Source organism: Niabella drilacis (assembly GCF_900101395.1).
GTDB lineage: Bacteria > Bacteroidota > Bacteroidia > Chitinophagales > Chitinophagaceae > Niabella > Niabella drilacis.
Genome location: NZ_FMZO01000001.1, coordinates 483,948 through 505,899, shown reverse-complemented (window position 1 = coordinate 505,899; position 21,952 = coordinate 483,948). Strand labels below are relative to the sequence as shown.

General features: G+C 48.6%; 17 protein-coding genes. 10 read left to right on the top strand and 7 right to left on the bottom strand.

Features of this window, described 5'->3' with window-relative positions; genetic code table 11:
* Positions 1-210 precede the first annotated feature (210 nt).
* From BLS44_RS02305 to kdpA, 3 genes are all read left to right on the top strand, one after another.
* The gene (locus BLS44_RS02305; RefSeq protein ID WP_090388390.1) at positions 211-1,554 is read left to right on the top strand and encodes a sigma-54-dependent transcriptional regulator; all 1,344 of its coding nucleotides are present in this window, start codon (positions 211-213) and stop codon (positions 1,552-1,554) included.
* A gap of 383 nt (positions 1,555-1,937) precedes the next feature.
* Positions 1,938-2,015 (top strand): K(+)-transporting ATPase subunit F, encoded by a 78-nt coding sequence (gene kdpF, locus BLS44_RS27090; RefSeq protein ID WP_143019645.1) that lies wholly within the window; start codon positions 1,938-1,940, stop codon positions 2,013-2,015.
* 113 nt (positions 2,016-2,128) lie between these two features.
* A complete protein-coding gene (gene kdpA, locus BLS44_RS02295) occupies positions 2,129-3,817 on the top strand; it encodes a potassium-transporting ATPase subunit KdpA (RefSeq protein ID WP_090388388.1) in 1,689 nt (562 codons plus the stop codon).
* Between the two features lie 173 nt (positions 3,818-3,990).
* Here kdpA and BLS44_RS02290 read toward each other — a convergent pair whose 3' ends face one another.
* Positions 3,991-4,344 (bottom strand): four helix bundle protein, encoded by a 354-nt coding sequence (locus BLS44_RS02290; protein ID WP_090388387.1) that lies wholly within the window; start codon positions 4,342-4,344, stop codon positions 3,991-3,993.
* A gap of 215 nt (positions 4,345-4,559) precedes the next feature.
* On the opposite strand from BLS44_RS02290, the gene kdpB reads away from it, so the two are divergent.
* The 7 genes from kdpB to BLS44_RS02255 all read left to right on the top strand — a co-directional run bounded on the left by kdpB (position 4,560) and on the right by BLS44_RS02255 (position 14,663).
* Complete coding sequence (kdpB, locus tag BLS44_RS02285) at positions 4,560-6,641, top strand: potassium-transporting ATPase subunit KdpB (protein WP_090388386.1); 2,082 nt, start codon at positions 4,560-4,562, stop codon at positions 6,639-6,641.
* A gap of 127 nt (positions 6,642-6,768) precedes the next feature.
* Positions 6,769-7,317, top strand: a complete 549-nt coding sequence (gene kdpC, locus BLS44_RS02280; RefSeq protein WP_090388385.1) for a K(+)-transporting ATPase subunit C — start codon at positions 6,769-6,771, stop codon at positions 7,315-7,317.
* A 121-nt stretch (positions 7,318-7,438) separates the two neighbouring features.
* Positions 7,439-8,539, top strand: coding sequence for a porin (locus BLS44_RS02275; protein ID WP_090388384.1), 1,101 nt, complete (start codon positions 7,439-7,441; stop codon positions 8,537-8,539).
* Between the two features lie 12 nt (positions 8,540-8,551).
* Entirely contained in the window at positions 8,552-9,661 is a 1,110-nt protein-coding gene (locus tag BLS44_RS02270) for a histidine kinase (RefSeq protein WP_090388383.1), read from the top strand.
* Between the two features lie 35 nt (positions 9,662-9,696).
* Positions 9,697-11,424: a sensor histidine kinase gene (locus tag BLS44_RS02265; RefSeq protein WP_090388382.1), complete on the top strand. Its 1,728-nt coding sequence runs from the start codon at positions 9,697-9,699 to the stop codon at positions 11,422-11,424.
* A 158-nt stretch (positions 11,425-11,582) separates the two neighbouring features.
* Positions 11,583-12,260 (top strand): deoxyribonuclease V, encoded by a 678-nt coding sequence (gene nfi, locus BLS44_RS02260; RefSeq protein WP_090388381.1) that lies wholly within the window; start codon positions 11,583-11,585, stop codon positions 12,258-12,260.
* A gap of 156 nt (positions 12,261-12,416) precedes the next feature.
* Positions 12,417-14,663 carry a tetratricopeptide repeat protein gene (locus tag BLS44_RS02255; RefSeq protein WP_143019634.1) on the top strand — a complete coding sequence of 749 codons (2,247 nt, stop codon included), beginning with the start codon at positions 12,417-12,419 and terminating at the stop codon, positions 14,661-14,663.
* A 297-nt stretch (positions 14,664-14,960) separates the two neighbouring features.
* Here BLS44_RS02255 and aqpZ read toward each other — a convergent pair whose 3' ends face one another.
* From aqpZ to BLS44_RS02225, 6 genes are all read right to left on the bottom strand, one after another.
* Positions 14,961-15,674, bottom strand: a complete 714-nt coding sequence (aqpZ, locus tag BLS44_RS02250) for an aquaporin Z (RefSeq protein WP_090388380.1) — start codon at positions 15,672-15,674, stop codon at positions 14,961-14,963.
* Positions 15,675-15,954: 280 nt separating this feature from the next.
* Positions 15,955-16,953 (bottom strand): vWA domain-containing protein, encoded by a 999-nt coding sequence (locus tag BLS44_RS02245; protein WP_090388379.1) that lies wholly within the window; start codon positions 16,951-16,953, stop codon positions 15,955-15,957.
* Positions 16,950-17,897, bottom strand: coding sequence for a hypothetical protein (locus BLS44_RS02240; protein ID WP_090388378.1), 948 nt, complete (start codon positions 17,895-17,897; stop codon positions 16,950-16,952). The genes BLS44_RS02245 and BLS44_RS02240 overlap by 4 nt, the downstream gene beginning before the upstream one ends.
* A 14-nt stretch (positions 17,898-17,911) precedes the next feature.
* On the bottom strand, positions 17,912-18,796 hold the full coding sequence (locus tag BLS44_RS02235) for a DUF58 domain-containing protein (RefSeq protein WP_090388377.1): 885 nt from the start codon (positions 18,794-18,796) through the stop codon (positions 17,912-17,914).
* A 143-nt stretch (positions 18,797-18,939) separates the two neighbouring features.
* A complete protein-coding gene (locus BLS44_RS02230) occupies positions 18,940-19,941 on the bottom strand; it encodes an AAA family ATPase (RefSeq protein ID WP_090388376.1) in 1,002 nt (333 codons plus the stop codon).
* Positions 19,942-20,144: 203 nt separating this feature from the next.
* Complete coding sequence (locus BLS44_RS02225) at positions 20,145-21,845, bottom strand: NAD+ synthase (protein WP_090388375.1); 1,701 nt, start codon at positions 21,843-21,845, stop codon at positions 20,145-20,147.
* Positions 21,846-21,952 lie beyond the last annotated feature (107 nt).

Sequence of the window (21,952 nt, the reverse complement as noted above, 5' to 3'; positions counted from 1 at the left end):
GCAAATAAACTCAGCAGAGATACCGGGCTTTTTTTATAAGCCAATAGCTATTTTTACACCTGTATTTTATGGGGCCACACGCTTAAGAAATGCTATAGCGGCAGCACCGGGGTAGGCCTACAGAATTGATTACCGCAACGCTCAAACCTGTTATCCTTTCTAAAAACAACCCTCCAATTATTCCGTTACTTTTGCTTCAAGTTTTTTACAATGAAGCACAGCGTACTGATCATTGATGATGAAGAAAAATTAAGACAGCTACTTTCCCGCATCATCACACTCGAAGGATTTGAGGTGTTTCAGGCGGGCGATGGCCGCTCCGGACTGAAATTACTGGAAAAAACCGGCGCGGATGTGGTCCTCTGCGATGTAAAGCTTCCGGACGATAATGGTGTGGAACTGGTAAAGAAAATAAAAGCCCAGGCCCCGCAAACAGAAGTGATCCTGCTCACCGCCTATGGCAATATCCCCGATGGCGTGCAGGCCATTAAAAATGGGGCTTTTGACTATATTACAAAGGGAGATGACAATAACCGGATCATTCCGCTGCTGAACCGGGCCTTGGAAAAGGCCGCCCTTCATAAAAGAGTACAGCAACTGGAGCAACAGCTTGGTAACAAATATTCGTTCGACAGTGTTATCGGTCATTCTGAAGCCATACAACAAGCCGTTCTTTTTGGCAGAAAAGTGGCCCCTACCGATGCCACCGTTTTATTTACCGGGGAAACCGGCACGGGCAAAGAAGTGTTTGCAAGAGCCATACACGAGGCCAGTAACCGTAAAAATAAAAGCTTTGTGGCCATCAACTGTGCAGCGTTTAGCCGCGAACTGCTGGAAGGAGAACTCTTTGGACACCGGGCGGGGTCCTTTACCGGCGCGGTAAAAGACCAGGCGGGTCTGCTGGAGGAAGCCCATAACGGCACCCTGTTCCTGGATGAGATCGGCGAAATGGCCACCGACCTGCAGGCAAAACTGCTGCGGGTACTGGAATCCGGCGAATTTATTAAAATTGGTGAAACCAGGCCCACAAAGATCAACCTGCGGCTGCTGGCCGCTACCAACCGCAATTTGCTGAAGGAAATTGAAAGCGGGCAATTCCGGGAAGATCTTTATTACCGGATTTCTACCTTTAAGATCAATCTTCCGGCACTGCGGGAGCGAAAAAAAGACATCAAAGAACTAGCGGTTTTCTACCTCCGTTTCTTTGCCGAAAAAACCAACCGGAAATTGCTCCACATTTCACCGGAAGCATTCCGCGCCCTGGAAAACTACAACTGGCCGGGCAATATACGGGAATTGAAGAACAGCATTGAACGCAGCGTGATCCTGATGCAGGATGATGAACTGCATGTAGACGACCTTCCGCTCGAAATTCAACAATACCAGCATCCGGGGGCCGACGCGGGAGAAAATCCTTCGTCGCTGGCCTCTATGGAGAAAAACCATATCCGCCGTATCCTGCAATTTACCAAAGGCAATAAAGCAGAAGCCGCCCGCATCCTCGAAATCGGCGTAGCCACCCTGTACCGGAAAATTGATGAGTACCGGTTATAATCCCCGGTATTTCCAGCCACTGTTTATTACCGTGCTGCATTCGACTGCGCTTTAAAAGCCTCACGGCCGCTGTATCTCCCGGCTGTTCAGATCTTAGTGTATTTCTCATTTTGAGAATGCCGCCTATCAAAATGATAGGCTTTTTTTATGTGCCAGCCCGGACTCTCAAACACAACCACCTGATAAACAGCCCTCTGCACAAAATATTAAAATCCGGACCTGTATTTGAAACAGGAATGGCAACAGTAAACATTTAAATCACTGGTATATGGTAACAGGTATTTTGATTCTCGCAGGCATTGGCTGTTTCATACTCTTTTTCAGATCCATTTCTCTTTTTGAAAAGATCTAAAGCAGCTTTTAAACAATTAAATCTAAAAAAAATGACAGGACTATTCATCATCGCCATTCTTGTATTTATTTATATGTGTTACGTACTGCTGAAGCCCGAAAAGTTTTAGGACCAGCTCCACGTTTCACTATAAACCTCTCACCATAAACTTCCCCCCTTAACATTACTTCTCACTAAAACATTATTAACCCTTCATTTCTCACTAAAAACTTCCTCCAAACAATGAACACAGAAATATCAGGCATCATCGTCATGTTTATTCTTACACTGTTGCTTTCCCTGCCCTTAGGAAGGTATATTGCAAAAGTGTACGGCAATGAGCGCACATTCCTTGATCCGGTTTTTAATCCCATTGAACGGTTTCTTTTTAAATGCAGCGGGATCGATCCCCAAAAGGAACAAAACTGGAAACAACAGCTTGTGGCATTGCTGGTCATTAACCTGGTTTGGTTTCTCCTGGGTATGTTCATCCTGCTGAATCAGTCCTGGCTGCCGCTTAACCCCGATCATAATCCCAACCAAACGCCGGACCAGGCCTTTAATACTTCCATTTCCTTCCTGGTAAACTGTAACCTGCAGCACTATTCCGGAGAAACCGGAGTCAGCTACTTCAGCCAGCTCTACCTGATGTTTTTGCAGTTTGTAACCGCTGCCACCGGTATGGCCGCCGCCGCCGCGGTGTTCTATGCGTTCCGGAAAGGAACACATCAAACCCTGGGCAATTTTTACAACGCCTTTGTAAAATCCATTACCCGGATCCTGTTGCCCATTTCCATCATCATTGGAATAATCCTGATCCTTAATCATACCCCCATGACCTTTGAAGGCAAACAGCAGATGATTACCCTGCAGGGCGATACTACGTATGTGTCTACCGGTCCGGTGGCTGCATTTGTTCCTATCAAACACCTGGGCACCAATGGTGGTGGTTTTTTTGGCGCCAACTCCGCGCACCCACTGGAAAATGTGAATTACATCACCAATATGACGCAGATGATTGCACAAATGCTAATCCCCTTTGCGATGGTATTTGCTTTTGGACAGTTCATCAACCGCAGGAAACTGGGATGGGCAATCTGGTGCGTCATGACCCTTGGATTCCTGATCCTTTGTATACCCAATATTATTATGGAGATGCACGGCAACCCCAACATCACGGCCATGGGCGTTAGCCCTGCACTGGGGGCCATGGAGGGAAAAGAAGTACGCTTCGGTACCCCGGCCTCCGCCTATTGGAGCATTGCCACCACGGTGATCTCCACCGGCTCCATTAACTCCATGCACTCCAGCTATATGCCACTGAGTGGTATGAATATGCTGCTGGCGATGATGACCAATTGTTTTTATGGCGGCTGCGGTGTGGGTATCCTGAACTATTTTGTATTCATCATTCTTGCCGTTTTTGTAAGCGGATTGATGGTTGGACGCACCCCGGAATTCCTGGGCAAGAAAATAGAAGCCCGCGAAATGAAGATTGCCATGATCGTAGCTTTGCTGCATCCGCTGCTGATACTGGCCGGCACCGCACTGGCTGCGGCATTGCCTTCACAAACGGCTTCTACCCTCGCCAATCCCGGCTTTCATGGCTTTAGCGAGATGCTCTACGAATATACTTCCAGTGCAGCCAACAACGGAAGTGGGTTTGAAGGCCTGGGTGACAATACCCCCTGGTGGAATATCAGCACGGGTTTTGTACTGATCCTCTCCCGCTATCTTCCCATCATCGGCCCAGTGGCCATCGCCGGCATTCTTGGTGCAAAAAAATACATCCCTGAAAGCGCCGGCACCCTGAAAACAGATACCGCCACTTTCGGATTTATGGTTTTTGCCGTAATCGTTATCGTAGCTGCACTTTCCTTCTTCCCGGCATTAACATTGGGGCCTATTGCAGAATATTTTGGGATGGGTTAGGTTATGAAAAGTAGCCGGTAAGAAGTTGTTTGTAAAAGTAGGATACAGCATAGTTGGGTTAGTCCTTTCCATCCCACTTCTTACCAATAACATCTCACTTCTTACTAACAACTTTTTACAAACAACTTCTCACTTTTTACAAACAACTTCTCACTAAAAACATTTCACCAACATCACTTCTCCAAACTTTTAATCAACCCATAAATCATCTTCCCAATGATATCCATTTTTTCAACCAACCGGGTACATTCCTGCGGGGGAATAAATTCCAGGGCACCGCAGAGCAATATAAGCGTATCCAGTTCCGTCAGCGAGCCCAGCGAAACATACAGGAACCAGGCAAACTGCTTCGGGCTTTTCCGGGCGGCCCCTTCAGCAATGTTTACAGGAACAGAAACGGCGGCCCTTCGTATTTGCGAAACAAGGCCAAATTTTTCTTCGGGAGGAAGTGCTTTTGTTACAGCATATAATTCTTTAACAAGTTCAAAACTGTCTGCCCATGCGTTTAATTTTTGGTGTGGTTTCATAAGTTAAATATTTCATCGAATATAATTAATTATAATATAAAAAACAAATACATTTTATCCAACAATATGCTCCCTTTTACAAAAGAGCTCACGAATAACCGCTCACAAACAACTTCTTACTAAAAACTTCTCACTAATAACCTCTCACTAAAAACTTCTCACTAAGAACCTCTTACTAAGAACATCTCACTATCACCTCTCACAAACATCTCACAATGAAAAATCAACATACATCATTATTTCAAAAAGACCAGTTCATTGAAGCGCTGAAGGACTCTTTTTTAAAACTCAGTCCCTCAAAAATGTTCCGTAACCCTGTCATGTTCCTGGTATGGACCGGCACCCTGGTGATGCTGGGCGTATGCGTTCAGATCGCTGTTAACGGAAGCAACGGAGCACAGAGAACACTTGCCTATAATATTATCATCACCGCTGTACTATTTGTTACCCTGCTCTTTGCCAATTTTGCAGAAGCCATTGCCGAAGCACGTGGTAAGGCACAGGCCAACAGCCTTCGGAAAACGAGAGAAGAAACCCCGGCAAAAAAAATAGATCTGGTAGGCGAAATGACGCTGAATGAAATCCGCATCGTGCCCTCTTCTACCCTTCAGCTCAATGATATTTTTGTATGCGAACCAGGCGATATCATCCCCACCGACGGGGAGATTATCGAAGGACTTGCCACGATTGATGAAAGCGCCATCACCGGCGAAAGTGCACCGGTGATCCGCGAAGCCGGGGGCGATAAAAGCTCCGTTACGGGCGGTACCAAAGTATTGTCGGATAAAATAAAAGTAAAAGTAACCACCAAACCCGGCGAAAGTTTCCTCGACAAAATGATTGCCCTGGTGGAAGGTGCCTCCCGGCAGAAAACGCCCAACGAAATTGCCCTTACCATCCTGCTGGCCGGTTTTTCACTGGTATTTATTATCGTTTGTACCACCCTGAAACCCTTTGGCGATTTTGCCCATTCGCCCATTCCCATCGCCGCCCTGATTGCGCTCTTTGTTTGTCTGATACCCACCACCATTGGTGGTTTGCTGTCTGCGATCGGTATTGCGGGTATGGACCGGGCACTAAGAGCAAACGTGATTACCAAAAGCGGTAAAGCCGTTGAAACCGCCGGCGATATTGACGTGCTGTTACTGGATAAAACAGGAACCATCACCATCGGAAACCGGAAGGCCACCCACTTTTGGCCGGCTCATAATACCGGCGAACAGGATTTTATGGAAGCGGCCGTATTGGGTTCTCTTGCAGATGAAACGCCTGAGGGAAAATCCATTGTGGAACTGGCATCCGGCCTGTTTAAAGATAAAAACTATATCCCCTATGCACAGCAACAATTTTCCTCCGAGCACAGCAGTTATAAGCCCATTCCGTTTACCGCCGAGACCCGCTGCTCCGGTGTAAACTTCAGTGGTGTCCATATCCGTAAAGGCGCTATGGATGCCATTACCCGGCTGGTTCAAAAAGCCGGCAACTACATCCCGGCCGAAACCCTGGCAAAAACAAAGGAGATCGCCAGCAATGGTGGCACGCCCCTGGTTGTAGCCCAAAACGATGTGGTGCTGGGAGTAATCGAATTGCAGGACATTATTAAACCCGGTATACAGGAACGCTTTGAACGGCTGCGCCGGATGGGTATTAAAACGGTGATGGTAACCGGAGACAACCCGCTTACCGCAAAATTCATTGCTGAAAAGGCCGGTGTGGATGATTTTATTGCGGAGGCGAAACCCGAAGATAAAATGAACTATATCCGCAAGGAGCAGGCAGAAGGCCGTTTGGTGGCGATGATGGGCGACGGCACCAATGATGCACCTGCACTGGCCCAGGCGGATGTTGGTGTAGCCATGAACAGCGGAACACAGGCGGCTAAAGAGGCCGGCAATATGGTGGATCTAGACAACGATCCTACCAAACTTATTGAAGTAGTGGAGATCGGCAAACAATTGCTGATGACCCGTGGTACGCTTACCACCTTCAGCATTGCCAATGATGTAGCCAAATATTTCGCCATCATTCCTGCCTTATTCATTGCGGCCATTCCGTCCCTGCAAGGACTGAATATTATGCGGCTGCACAGTCCGGAAAGCGCCATTCTTTCGGCAGTGATCTTTAATGCCATCATCATTCCTTTACTAATACCATTGGCGTTGAAGGGCGTTGCCTACAAACCCATTGGTGCCAGCGCACTGCTGCGAAGAAACCTGTTTATTTACGGCCTCGGTGGTATCATCGTACCCTTTATCGGTATCAAGCTGATTGATCTGATGACCGGACTGCTGTTTTAAAAAGCGGCGCCCTTCATCAACATTTTACTACAAACATCTCACTAAAACATTTCACTAAAACATTTCACTAAAAACATCTCACTGTAAACATCTCACTAATTCCCCCACTCCCCAAAAAAACAAAACAATGAAACAACAGATCCTTCCCGCTCTACGCCTTACCCTTGTGCTGATGATCCTTTGTGCAGGCGTTTATACACTTCTGCTCTCCGGCTTTGCAGGGCTCACCCCCGAAAAAGGAAAGGGCGAAAAGATTGCCGATCGCAACGGGAAAAGTTATTATGCCAATATCGGACAGCGTTTCGATAGTGTTATCTACTTCAACTCCCGCCCTTCCGCAGTAGCCTATAATGCTGCCGGAAGCGGGGGCAGCAACAAGGGGCCCAATAACCCCGGCTACCTGAAAGAAGTACAGCAACGGGTGGAAGCCTTCCGGCAAAACAATCCCGGAGCCGTAATCCCCGCCGATATCGTAACCGCAAGCGGCAGCGGACTGGATCCCGACATTTCTGTTGCTGCGGCAAATGCACAGGTGGCCCGTATTGCAACGGCCCGCAAGTTATCGCAACAGGCCGTACAGGAGCTGGTAAACCAACACACAAACCGGCCGCTGCTGGGACCTCAGAAAATAAACGTACTGAAGTTAAATATCGACCTTGACAAATTGAACCATTGATTCCTTATAACCCGATGACCGGCACCTGCGCTCCCGGTACTCCTCTTTTTAAAAGGGGAGGCCGCCGGGAACCGCAAGGCGTACCGGTCCTTCGCAAAACAACTCAAAGAAACCAACACGTATGAACAGCAGAACAATCCGCAACAGCATTATCTGGCTGGCGCTCACCGCTCCGTTTACCGCGCTTCAAAAAGCAACCGCGCAAACGGATACCACCGAAAAATCGTTAACAGTCAGCGGTTATGGCGAAACATTTTACAGCTATGATTTCGGGAAACCCGGCCATCATATCCGCCAGCCTTTTTTGTACAGCTACAATCGTCATCATACGATAGCGATCAATCTTGCAATGGTCAAGGCCAGTTATGCCGCAGAACGCGTAAGAGGAAATATCGCCCTCATGGCCGGTACCTATAGCAATGATAATATGGCTGCCGAAAAAGATGGGTTAAAAAATATTTACGAAGCCAACGCCGGTGTTAAACTCTCAAAAAAAAGCAACCTCTGGGTAGACGCCGGTATCCTGCCCTCCCATATTGGCTGGGAAAGTGCTATTGGAAAAGACTGCCCGACATTGACCCGCAGCATCGCGGCAGAAAATTCGCCCTATTTTGAAACGGGTGTCCGCCTTTCCTATACCTCCGGCAATGGCAAATGGTATCTGAGCGGCTTGGTCCTGAATGGCTGGCAACGCATTGAACGGGCACACGGGAACAATACCCTGGCCTTTGGCCACCAGCTTACCTTTAAGCCTTCGGACAACATAACGCTTAACAGCAGCTCATTCATCGGTAATGATAAGCCGGACAGTACCCGGCAGATGCGGTATTTTCACAATCTGTATGGGCAGTTACTCCTGTCGCCCCATTTTTCATTAACCCTGGGATTTGATATCGGTGTGGAGCAGCGGAAAGCCGAACACCATGGCTACAATACCTGGTATACGCCGGTGGTAATTGCCAGCTGGTTTAATGACAGGTGGAACACCGGGCTGCGCGGTGAATATTTTAATGACCCGGCCGGAGTGATCATTGCTACCAATACGGCACAGGGGTTTAAAACCTGGGGCTATTCCCTCAATATCGACCGCAGGATCAGCCGTCAGTTTGTATGGCGTATTGAAGGCCGGGGGTTTAACAGCAGCGACCCGGTCTTTTTAAGGGGGAATCTTTCATCAAATAATAACTTTGCGATCACTAGCGCACTTGCGTTTTCTTTTTAAATAAACCACACTATGGACTCAGCAGCCGATTTCTTACAACTCATTCAGAAAAACAAACGGGGCCGGTTTAAAATATACATCGGCATGAGTGCCGGCGTGGGAAAAACATACCGGATGCTGCAGGAAGCCCATGTGCTGCTGCGCAACGGGATTGATGTACGCATCGGTTATATTGAAACCCACCACCGCGAAGAAACCCATGCCCTGCTGGAAGGATTGCCCGAAATTCCGCGCAGGCGGCTCTTCTACAAGGGTAAGGAACTGGAAGAAATGGATACCGATGCCATCATCAACCTGCGGCCAGAGGTAGTACTGGTAGATGAACTGGCCCATACCAATATAGAAGGAAGCCGCAATAACAAACGCTGGCAGGATGTACGGGATATCCTCGATGCGGGTATCAATGTGATCTCAGCCGTGAACATTCAGCACATTGAAAGCCTGCATGAGGATATACTGATGATCACCGGCGTGAATGTAAAGGAACGGATACCAGACAGCATCATTAAGGATGCCGATGAAGTCGTGAACATCGATCTGCCATCCGATGAGCTGATCACCCGTCTGAAAGAAGGAAAGATCTATAAAAGTGACAAGATACAATCCGCTCTTAATCATTTTTTCAAACACGACCATATCCTGCAACTGCGCGAACTGGCGCTAAAAGAAGTGGCTTCCGCCGTGGAACGGAAAGTGGAAGCCGAAGTGGTAAAGCTTCCGCTGCAACAGGAACGTTTTATGGCCTGTATCAGCAGCAACGAACAAACCTCCAAGACCGTGATCCGGAAAACCGCCCGCCTGGCAAATTATTATCACAGCAAATGGTACGTGCTGTATGTGGAAACACCTGCAGAAAGTGCCGATAAGATCCGGCTGGATAAACAGCGGTACCTCATCAATAATTTTCAGCTGGCTACGGAGCTGGGCGCAGAGATCATTAAGATAAAAGCCGACCGCATTGCTGCAGCGATCGTGGAACAGGCCGGGGAGCGCAAAATCACCACCATTTGTATCGGCAAGCCCCATTTGAATTTAATGCAGGTCATTGCCGCCACCAATATTTTCAGCAATCTTTTAAAGAAACTCAGCGATAGCCAGATCGACCTGGTGATCCTGAGCTAAGGTTATTACTTTTGTTGATGTATAAACATTAAGAAATGCGTATTCAAACAAAACTGGTATTGGCATTGGGTGCGCTCTTTGCATTGGTTGCCTTCCTGGCCATCCTCTCCGGCATTTATATCAACCGGCTTTCGGCAGACACCAAGAACATCCTGGTGGCCAATTACAACTCCGTGTCCTATTCCCGGGAAATGTTGCTGGCACTGGATGAAGGCATTCAATCGCCCCAGGTACAGCAAAAATTTGAAGTCCAGCTAAAACGTCAGAAAGAGAACATCACCGAGCCCGATGAACTCGAAGCTACGGAACGGGTCAATGCCGATTTTGAACAGATCAAAAACGCCCCCCCGGATTCTTTCCTGACCCGCCAGATCCGCAAAGATCTTGCAGATATCATGCTGCTGAACATGCAGGCGATTCAGCGAAAAAGCGCGATCGCAGGTAAAACGGCAGATAAGGCCATTGTGTGGATCGCCGTAAGCGGTACCCTTTGTTTTATTATTGCCTTTACCCTGTTGCTGAACCTGCCGGCAGCCATCTCCAATCCCATTAAAGCCCTTACATCCAGTATCCGCAGCATTACCTCCAAAAACTATTCCCAGCGGATCTATTATAACAAACCGGATGAATTTGGCGATATGGCGAAGGCCTTCAATACCATGGCGCAAAAACTGGAAGAATATAATAACAGCAACCTGGCACGCCTCATGAACGAAAAGCAGCGGATCGAAACGCTGATCAATAATATACACGAACCGGTGATTGGCCTCGATGAAAATAAAAAAGTCATTTTTATCAACGAAGAAGCGGCCCGTATCACCAATATTCAACCGGCAGATGTGCTGGGGAAACCGGTACAGGACCTGGCTGTAAGCAACGACCTGATCCGGATGCTGATCCGGGATTTTTTTGAACCGGTTGCAGCGCAGGTGCCGCTAAAAATATATGCAGATAATAAAGAAAGCTATTTTGACAAGGCCATCATTCCGATCAGCATTGTACCAACCGGCGAAACCGAAGCCCGGCACCTGGGTGATGTAATCTTCCTCAAAAATATTACGCCGTTCAAAGAGCTGGATTATGCAAAGACCAATTTTATCGCCACGGTCTCGCATGAACTCAAAACCCCCATATCTTCCATAAAAATGAGCGCCCAGTTGCTCGAGAACCACCGCATCGGAAATTTAAACGCCGAACAAAAGGAACTGGTGGAGAGCATACAGGATGATGCCGCCCGCCTGCTGAAAATAACCAGTGAACTGCTGAATGTAACCCAGCTGGAAAGCGGCAAACTACAGTTACAACCGGTATTGTGCCGGCCGGAGGAGCTGATCCAAAAGGCGCTACAGATCAACGAAACGGCAGCGGCTTCCCGGAATATTCATATCCAGGTACAACTCCCCCCAGACCTGCCTTTTTTAAATGTGGATGCCGATAAAACCGCCTGGATCTTCAGCAACCTGATTTCCAACGCCATCCGTTACAGTCATGAAAACAGCCCGGTTACGGTAACCGTTGCTGCCAGTAAAGAAGAAATCCGTTTCTCCGTTAAAGATCATGGCCAGGGAATTGCGCCTTTTTATCTCGACAAAATATTCGACCGTTATTTCCGGATCCCCGGGTCTAAAAAAGAAGGTACGGGGCTGGGGCTTTCCATCAGCAAAGAGCTGATCGAAGCCCAGGGGGGATCCATTGGAGTACACAGCGAATTTGGTGCAGGAACCGAATTTACGGTAACCCTGCCCGTTGCAAACAACAATTAGCCGGCACAACATTCCTACTTCAGTACGCTGGTATTTTCCGCTGATGTTCGCCGATACCTTCATCCTCCTGCGTTTCATCTGCGGGATCAGCGGAAACGAATCCCCGCTGATATTCGCTGATCACCGATGGATCCCTGCGAATGCCGTACCTTTAATACATGATCACACCCGAATTTTACGACAACCTTACCCCCTCTGAAGCCGTCGCCCTGCAAAAAGAACTACGTGAAAAAATCAACCTCACACCGCTCAGCACACCGGTCCGGTATATTGGCGGCGCAGACATCTCCTTCAATAAATTTGAGACCACCGTTTATGCAGGCATCGTGGTGCTGAAGTACCCCGAAATGGTGGTACAGGCACATGCATCCGTTACCTGCACGGTTCAATTCCCCTATATATCGGGCTTGCTGGCATTCCGGGAAGTGCCGGCATTGCTGAAAGCGTGGGAAGCGCTGACCTTAAAGCCCGATTTATTAGTGCTGGATGGGCATGGTATAGCACATCCCCGCCGCCTGGGCATTGCCACACATTTTGGTATTGTAAAGAACCTGCCCACCATCGGCTGCGCTAAAACCCGGCTAACCGGCGTATACCAGGAGCCCGGCAACAACCGTTTTGACCACACGCCCCTGTTTCATAAAGAAGAACAGATCGGCACCGTGTTGCGTACCAAACCCAATTGTAACCCGGTGTTTGTATCACCCGGACACAAGGTGGGAATGGAGCAAAGCCTGCAGATCATTACCCAATGCTGCGGTAAATACCGTATTCCCGAACCTACGCGGCTGGCGCATATGCTGGTGAACCAGGAGCGGGTGAAAGGGAGTCAATAGACCTCAGCTACCAGCAGTCAGATTTGAAAAATGCGAAAATGGACCGGAGGAACTGGGAATAAAACCGAAACCAATCTCAAATCAGGGAAGGAGCCCGGGCTGATAGCTGAAAACTGATGACTGATACCTGAAAACGGATACTTATATTTGTTCCTTATGAGGTGGATGCATCACAAAAAAACGGTTCTTGTGCTTTCGTCGATCCTGCTCTTCTTTTTGGGCAGCCTGATCATCGTACGTTGCTCTCAGCCGGATAAAAAAAGCGGGGAAAAGCGAACAGCCAATGACTACGTGGGGGATGCCGCCTGTATCAGTTGCCATAAAAGCGAACATGATCAATGGCAGCTTTCGGATCATTTTAAAGCCATGCAGCCCGCCAATGACTCCACGGTATTGGGCAACTTTAACAACGCCTCCTTTTCCGCCGATGGCGTTACCTCCCGTTTTTTTAAGAAAGATGGTAAATTTTTTATCAATACGGAAGGCCCGGACGGAAAGCAGCACGACTATGAGATCAAATACACATTTGGATACTATCCCCTGCAACAATACCTGGTGGAATTTGACAGGGGCCGCATGCAGGCGACCCGGCAATCCTGGAACAGCAAGGACAAAAACTGGTTTCATCAGTATGCCGGCCAGAAAATTGCCGCCAATGACTGGCTCCACTGGACGGGCAACGGACAGAACTGGAATACCATGTGTGCCGAATGCCACAGTACTAATTTAAAAAAGAACTACAACACCGAAACAGACAGTTACAATACCACGTACAGCGTACTTACGGTAAGCTGCGAGGCTTGTCATGGGCCGGCCAAACAGCATATTGACTATATCAACGGCGGTGATTATAAACAAGGAACCAGGCAGGCCGGCTCCTACCTGCGGGCGCCCAAGAACAGCAGCCAGCTTGCGCAGATCCAGACCTGCTTTCCCTGTCATGCCCGCAAAGGCAACATCAGCAGCAACCTGAAGAACAGCAATGAGATCATGGATGACTATATTCCCGAGATCCCTTCCACTGAGTTTTTTCATGCAGACGGACAGGCCGATGATGAAGATTACACCTATACGTCTTTCCTGCAAAGCAAGATGTACAAGCATGGGGTAAAATGCAGCAACTGTCATAACCCGCATACCGGCAAATTACTGATCGCCGGCAACGGGGCCTGCCTGCAATGCCACGATAAAAAATATGATGCACCTACCCATACTTTTCATGCTGTAAATACGGCTGGTGCCGAATGTAAGAACTGCCACATGCCAGGCAAGTTTTATATGGGCAACGACTGGCGGCATGATCACACATTCCGGGTACCGCGTCCGGATCTTTCCGTTAAATACGGTACTCCCAATGCCTGCAACAACTGCCATGCCAATCAATCTGCAGCCTGGGCAGAAACCGCAGTCAACAAATGGTATGGCCCCACGCGTGCCTATCATTTTGCTGAAGACCTGATCCCCGGAAGCAAAATGGATGCCGGCAGCCAGGCCCACCTGATCAAACTCATACAGGATACCGCCACCCCACCCATCATCCAGGCTACGGCGGTACACTATTTATCCGGTGTGCAGGGCGGCGAAAACCCGGTTGCCGGCGTGTTGCGGGAGCTGCACAACAAGGATGCCCAGGTACGTTACCGGGCAGTCACGGGGTTAAATAATTTTGCCCCGGCGCTGTGGCGGGATGCGATCCAGGACATGCTTACCGATAAAGTTCGGGCCGTACGTATCGCTGCGGCGAACCTGGTGCTGGGTGCCAATGATGCCGACCTCATCGCTGGTTTGGGAGCAGCTTACACCAACGCACTGGCCGAACTCAACGACCATGTACTTTACCAGACAGATTTCGCCTCCGGCAATATCATGGCCGCTGATTATTACTTAAAGCTGAAAAACTATGATAAAGCGGAATCCTTTTACCTGAAAGGATTGCAGAAAGACAACCAGATGAACTATGCGCGCCTGAATCTTTCAACCGTTTACAATATAAAAGGCAATAACGAAGCGGCATTGAAAACACTGGAAGAAGCCGCCCGTGTTGATCCTAAAAACGACCGCATTTACTTCAATCTTGCCTTGTTGTACAATGAGCTGAATCAGCCCGGCAACGTTGAGAAAAGCCTGAAGAAGGCCATTGAACTCAAAACCTCAAATCCAAGGGTATATTATAACTATGCCATTCTGCTACAACAACGGCAGCAATATAAAGAGGCGGAACAGCAATACCTGAAGGCGTTACAGCTGGCACCTTCGGATGCAGATATCAATTATGCCCTTTGTGTGCTACACCTGCAACAGCAGAACCCGGCTGCGGCCAGGCCTTATGCAGAAACCCTTAAACGTTATTACCCGGGCGATCAGCGCTTTCTCCAGCTCTGGCAGCAATTGGGAATGTTGTAATATGAGATGAATACTTTATGCCCCCCGTTTTATCATTGCCCGTATACGTTTTGCTGACGGCCTTGCAGCCCCGGCAGCCTTTTACATATTGAGCAGATCTTTGGGCGGAACGGGCTGCCACCGGAACGATTTCAGATCTGTACAGTTGGAATCAGTGCACCAACTTTCCGCATCGGTTTTTAATGGGCATTACCTTATCTTTTAACAAATAAGCCGCATTATCGTACAATGAATGGTACGATGATGCGGCTTACACTATTTTGCTTACCGTCCTTTCCGGGGGCCGTTCTCAGTTGATCAGGCCGCTTTCCGTTCGGGGCGCTCCAGCAACAAGCTCCAAACAATGGCCGCCAGGATGGCACCGGCAATGGGCGCTACAATAAACAACCATACCTGGCTTAAGGCTTCCCCGCCTTTGAGCAGGGCTGGCCCGATGCTACGTGCAGGATTCACTGAAACACCGGTAATAGGTATACCCACAATATGGATCAATACCAGGCTAAGCCCGATGCTGAGGCCTGCAAAGCCACCGTTGATATTTTTTGTTGAAGTAGATCCGAGGATCACCATCAGGAAAATGAATGTAAAAATGATCTCGGCCACCAGCCCGCTTTGCAACGAGTATTTTTGCGGCGAAAACTCTCCATAGCCGTTTTGTCCCAGTCCGCCCATATAATCGATCTTACCGCTGGCGATCAGCGAAAGCAATGCCGCGCCGATAATGGCACCGATGATCTGGGCTAAAATATAGTAGGCCGCTTCACCGGCCTTCATGCGTCCTGCTGCCACCATGGCAATAGAGATCGCCGGATTAATATGACAACCGGATATATGCCCGATCGCATAGGCCATTGCCACCACGCTTAATCCAAAGGCGAAGGCAATACCCAGCAGACCAACGCCGGTTGTGCCATCTGCCCCGGCAATTACAGCGCTTCCGCATCCCATAAGCACCAATACCATGGTTCCGATCAGTTCTGCAAAGAACTTTGATACAGCAGTTACTTTCATATGATTTATGTTTTAAGGATGAATAAACAACGTCAAAAAAACACCGTCGCTACATAACCTTCTTCTACAGCAATCATCAAATACTTCCTGAAGATACCAAAACTCCGGAATTGTTCCAATAAATGCCTTTTTATTTCAAAATTAAATACCCGGGAATAACCACAGGGTTCGCCCGGTGGCTTTAAGCAATCTCAACTGCAGGTTCAAGCGGATCTTTTCCCACCGATCTGCCGGTGACCTTTTTCAATGTTTCTCTGCAGGAAAATGACCGGTACGGTCATTACGGAAAGCGTTTAAACCAGGTGTACCGCAGCAACACTTCGATCAGCAAAAGTCCCAGTGCCGCAAGCACCAACGGCAGGAACATTTCCTCCGTTTGTTTATACCGGATCACTTCAACCTTTGTCTTTTCCAGCTTATTGATCTGGTTATAGATCGCCTGCAGCGACGTCTTGTCTACCGCATGGTAATACTGGCCGCCGGTCTCACTGGCAATCCGTTTCAGCAGGTCCTCATCCAGGAAGTTGCGGACCCCCGAGGCCACCTGTTCCTCTGTAAACTCACTTACGCCCAACCCTACACAATAAACTCTTACACGGTTGGCTTTGGCGATCTCCAGTGCCATTCCCGGATCAATAATGCGGGTGGGCGGCGCATCTTCCTTGCCATCGGTCAGCAATATGATCACCTTTGTTTTACTGCTGCCTTTGCTAATGCGGTTTACGGCTGTTGCCAGCCCCTCCCCAATCAGCGTGCCCGGCTCCAGGTAGCCATCGTCCATGACCTTCAACTGGCTGAGCTGATCCAGCAGGGTAGCTTTATCCGGCGTTAACGGCACTTTTGTAAAAGCCTCCCCGGAAAAAATAACCAGCCCGATCCGGTCGGTAGGCCGGTTCTTCACAAAATCAATGGCTACTTCTTTTGCAACAGTGAAACGCCTTGGCTTTATATCCTGGGTAAGCATACTGCCGCTCACATCCATCACCAGCATAATATCAATACCTTCTCCTTCACTGCGCGACATATCCTTTTGATGCTGCGGCCGCGCCAGCGCTGTTACCAGGCAGGTTATACCGATCAGGCGGAGCACAAAAGGCAAATGCCGGAACCGGGTCTTAAACGTACCAGGGATCTTCGACTGGATACCTGAGGTCAGGATCGCGCTTTTCCCCTGCTTGCCATTCTTAACATACTGGGCAATCAGGAAAGGGATCAGCGCCAGGAAGATAAAATTCTCCGGCCAGATAAACTTTATATTTTGCAACCAGTCGTAAATCATTTTTTATGGATCATTTCAGTGCGCCGGTCTTCGTCTTTTTTCAATTTTGCCGCGTTCCGGATCCCTTCCTCAATATGGTCAACCCCTTTATCGATCACCTCATAAGCCGATCGTGCCTCTGCGTCTTCAGGGTCGTATTTGGCAAACTTTACCAGGTCGCACAATGACAGTACCTGCGCCAGGCTCTGGTACAACTGCCCGTCATTAAAAAGTGGTTTGATCTTTTCAACAAGATCCCCGGACGTCTGCTGTAATGAATTCACCCTTGCCCGCTCCGACAAGAAAGCTCTTAATATCTCCACCAGGCGGGCATAAAAACGACTCTCCGGAACCTGTGCTTTCTTTAATTCGGCCAGCTGTTGTTTGGCCCTGGTATATGCGCTCTTATATGCTTTCGTTTCTGCCCGGGGCTTCTTTTCCCCGGTCATTACATAAACGACCAGCGTCATCATAATGAGTAACAGGGCGATCATATACCACCATTTTTCAAACTGTTTTCCCAATTTGAACGGGATCGAGCGGATATCCTGGATATCATGGTAGGGTTGGCTGGGATCGAATGGCTCCGTAAACACCACATCCATCAGAACAGATGCCGTCTTAGCCTCAGCATTCAAAACGATCGGGGGAATGGCCCAACGGCCGGAGTCAAAACTTGTAATCCGGAAGTACTGACGTAAAATCAGCTGTCCTTCTGCACTGTCCTTTACGATACTGTCTTTTGAAAGAAATTCAAAATGTGGCAGGGTATCGATCTTTACAGGTTGTATTTTACTACCCGGCGGTGCCTTTATCTCGAGCGTTAGCAGAACCGGTTCGCCAAGCAGGATCTTGTTTTTATCTACCGAAGCACTAACCGTTGGCGCCTGGGCCAGCAGCGATGCATTGAAGCCCGCTGTCAGCAGGTACAACAAAACTATGATCCATGCCCGTTTTATAAACATTCCTTGCTTGCTCTTTATTTAATACTTCCTTTAACCCTGCTCTTGAAAAAACGACGCAACACCTGGATGTAATCATCCCCGGTTTTCAGGTGCAACAGGTCGCTGTTGGCCTTTTTAAAAACTGCGGCACAATAGGCGGTGATCCGGAAAAATTCTTCCTCATACTTCCGCCGCACATAGGCGTTCCCCGAATCGACCCACTGAAGCGCCCCGGTTTCTGCATCCATCAGCTGGATCAGCCCCGCATCCGGCAGCTCTTTATCCATCCGGTCGTACAGCTTAACCCCGATCAGATCGTGCTTTTTTCCAGCCACACGCAACGCATCTTCATAGTTCGTATCGATGAAATCACTGAGTACAAATGCGATACACCCCTGCTTCATAGCATTGGTCAAAAAACGGATCGCGGTTGCGGTATTGGTTCCTTTACCGGAAGGCTCCAGCCCCAGCATCTCCCTTACAATAAATAATGCATGCTGCCTTCCTTTTTTGGGCGGGATATACATTTCGATCTTGTCGCTGTAAAAAACGGCGCCTACCTTATCGGCGTTGGCTACTGCTGAAAAGGAAAGCACAGCCGCGATCTCTGCAGCCACATCCCGTTTACGCCCGTAAGAAGTGCCAAACAAACCACTCCGGCTGATATCGATCAGCAGCATTACCGTTAACTCGCGTTCTTCCTCGAAGATCTTGGAATAGGGATGCCCGATCCGTGCCGATACGTTCCAATCGATAAAACGGATATCATCACCCGGAGTATATTCCCGCACCTCTTTAAAGGACATTCCCTTGCCCTTGAAGGCACTATGATACTCCCCGGAGAACAATTCTGTTGCCAGTTTCTTGCTTTTGATCTCCAGCTCCCGTACCTTTTTTAATATTTCTTCACGTGTCCGCAATGATTTTTCTTTTGGGCGATCAGACTTCTGGTATCAGCTATCAGCCTTGAGTTTTTAGTCGTCAGCAACCAGGCCATTCACTATTTACTTTTCACTATTCATTTCTCACTATTCACTTCTCACTATTCACCATTCACTTCTTCCTACGGCACATTCACCGCCTTCAGTACCTCATCAATAATATTCTCTGCCGCGATATTTTCTGCTTCCGCCTCGTAGGTAAGCCCGATCCGGTGCCGCAGTACATCATACACCACACTACGGATATCCTCAGGGATCACAAATCCGCGCTTGTTCAAAAAAGCCTGTGCTTTACCAGCCAATGCAAGGTTAATGCTTCCGCGCGGAGACGCTCCATAAGAGATCAGGGGAGCCAGCTTTTCCAGCTGATACCGGCCCGGGTACCGGGTGGCAAATACGATATCCAGTATATACCGCTCTACTTTCTCGTCAAGATAGATCTCACGCACCAGGCTTTTTGCATCCAGTATTTCCTGCACATTGACCACCGGCCGGATCGGAGGCAGCTTTTCGCCCTGTACATTGTGCCTCAGGATCAGCTGCTCCTCCTGCATTTCCGGGTAACGCACGATCACTTTCATAATGAAACGGTCTACCTGGGCCTCGGGCAACGGATAGGTGCCTTCCTGCTCCAGCGGGTTCTGTGTGGCCAGTACCAAAAAAGGGTCATCCAGCTTATAGGTATGATCACCAATAGTCACCTGCCGCTCCTGCATGGCCTCCAGTAAGGCCGACTGCACTTTTGCAGGCGCCCGGTTGATCTCATCCGCAAGGATGAAATTTGCAAAAATGGGACCCTTGCGCACCACAAATTCATTCTGCTGCTGGTTATAGATCAGTGTGCCGATCACATCAGCCGGCAACAGGTCCGGTGTAAACTGGATCCGGTTAAAGTTGGCCTGTATGGCCGTGGCAAGGGACTTGATCGTAAGCGTTTTTGCAAGCCCCGGCACGCCCTCCAGCAGCACATGCCCGTTGCTGAGCAGCCCTATCAATAAGCGATCCAGCATGTGATGCTGTCCTACAATGACCTGGCCGATCTCCTGACGTAACGCGTCCACGAAATAGCCGGCCCCAACTATTTTTTCATTTAACTGACGTATTTCTTCTCCCGTTTTTGCCATAATTATTTTTGAGATTACAGATATCAGTATTCAGATCTCCGCTATCAGCATTTAGCTTCGCCAACAGCGCTCCTGTTCATCATTGTCTATTCACCACTCCCTATCCACTATTGCCTTTCCCTGCTCACTCCCCCTCCCTTCTGCAAATAACCTGCCGGAATATTCTTTTCACCGGCCCTTATTCAATTCCAGCCAGCCACCCGCTATGAAAGATACTTGCCTACTACCGGCATCCTCCGGCCTGGTCCAAATGCTTTATAGCTTACCCGGATGATGGGACAGAACTGTTTCCGTTTATATTCATTCCGGTTTACCATTTTCAGGATCCGGTCTACCAGTTCCGCATCATATCCCATGGCCTCTATTTCCCGCGGGCCCTTACGTCCTTCAATATATTCTACCAGGATCGTGTCCAGGTCCGCGTAATCCGGTAAACTGTCGCTGTCCTTCTGTCCCGGGCGTAATTCTGCAGAAGGCGGTTTGATGATGATGTTGTCCGGTATAATCGTTCCGTTCCGGTTAATATACCGGGCCAGCGCATATACCTGCGTTTTATATACATCCCCCAATACACCGATCCCTCCTGCCATGTCGCCATACAATGTACCATAGCCGGTTGCCAGTTCGCTCTTATTGGAAGTGTTCAATAAAATATTCCCGAATTTATTCGACAGGGCCATCAGCAGGTTGCCGCGACTCCGGCTCTGGATATTCTCCTCGGCTACGCTAAAGGGAAGATCTTTAAAAACAGGCGCCAGCTCTTTAAGAAAAGCGTCATAAATGTTTTTTATGGGAAGAACGTTATACGGATTCCCCAGGTTCCGGCTGAGTTGCTCAGCATCTGCTACGGAATGCCCGGTAGAGTATTGCGAAGGCATCAATATAGCCCAAACGTTCTCTTTTCCCAGCGCATCCACGGCCAATACCTGCACCAGGGCACTGTCAATCCCCCCGGATGCACCAAGGATCGCTTTGGTAAAGCCCATCTTGGTAAAATAGTCCTTTATGCCCAATACCAGCGCCTGGTAGATCTCTTCGATATTTTTTTCGTCAGACAGGTAGTCCAGCGTATGCTTACCCAATCCTACTTCCGATGCTGAAAAGTAGATCGGCGTTTCTGCTACTGTATGCGCGGAACCTGCAAAAAGCGCATCCAGCTCCACTACATAAAAATCTTCCTCAAAATACCGGCATTCCTTTACCTTATTACCTGCGTTGTCGTAAACCAGGCTTCCCCCGTCAAACACCACTTCCGTTTGCGAGCCAACCGTGTTGCAATAAAGCATGGGCAACCCGTACTTTAGGGTATGCGCTTTTACAATACTGTTGCGCACTACATCCTGGGCATAATTATAGGGAGATGCGGAAAGGTTGATCATAAGATCCGGCTGATCTTTGATCAGTTCATCCATCGGTGTTATACGGTACAGCGGGTTCTCACCCATGTTCCAGATATCCTCACAAATCGTAACGGCCAGCTTTTTACCCCGGAACTCCAGGACCCGCCAGTGATCTGCCGGTTCAAAATAACGATACTCATCAAAAATATCATAATTGGGCAGCAGGGTTTTGTGTACCACTCCTTTAACAGCTCCATCCTCCAGCAGAAAAGCAGCATTGTACAGATCTTTCCCATCGGCGTTCTCATTACGGCAGGGGGTACCGATCAATACACCGATGCCCTGCGTATGCGCGGCGATCCTGTTCACGGCCGTCTCACAGGCATGGATAAAATCATCAAATTCCAGGAAATCCTGTGGTGGGTATCCACAAACGCACAACTCGGTAAATACCACAAGATCAGCCCCTGCTTCCTTTGCCTGCTGAATCCCGGAAATGATCTTTCCCACGTTGATCTCAAAATTCCCGATATGATAATTTTGTTGCGCTAAAGCAATTTTCATCAAGTACTCAATTAATAGTTACAAATGTAATCTTATGAGAACAAAGTTTAAAGCCAAATATACTTTAACATTCTCTATAGATAATTAACTCCGCCCACCTTAAAAAG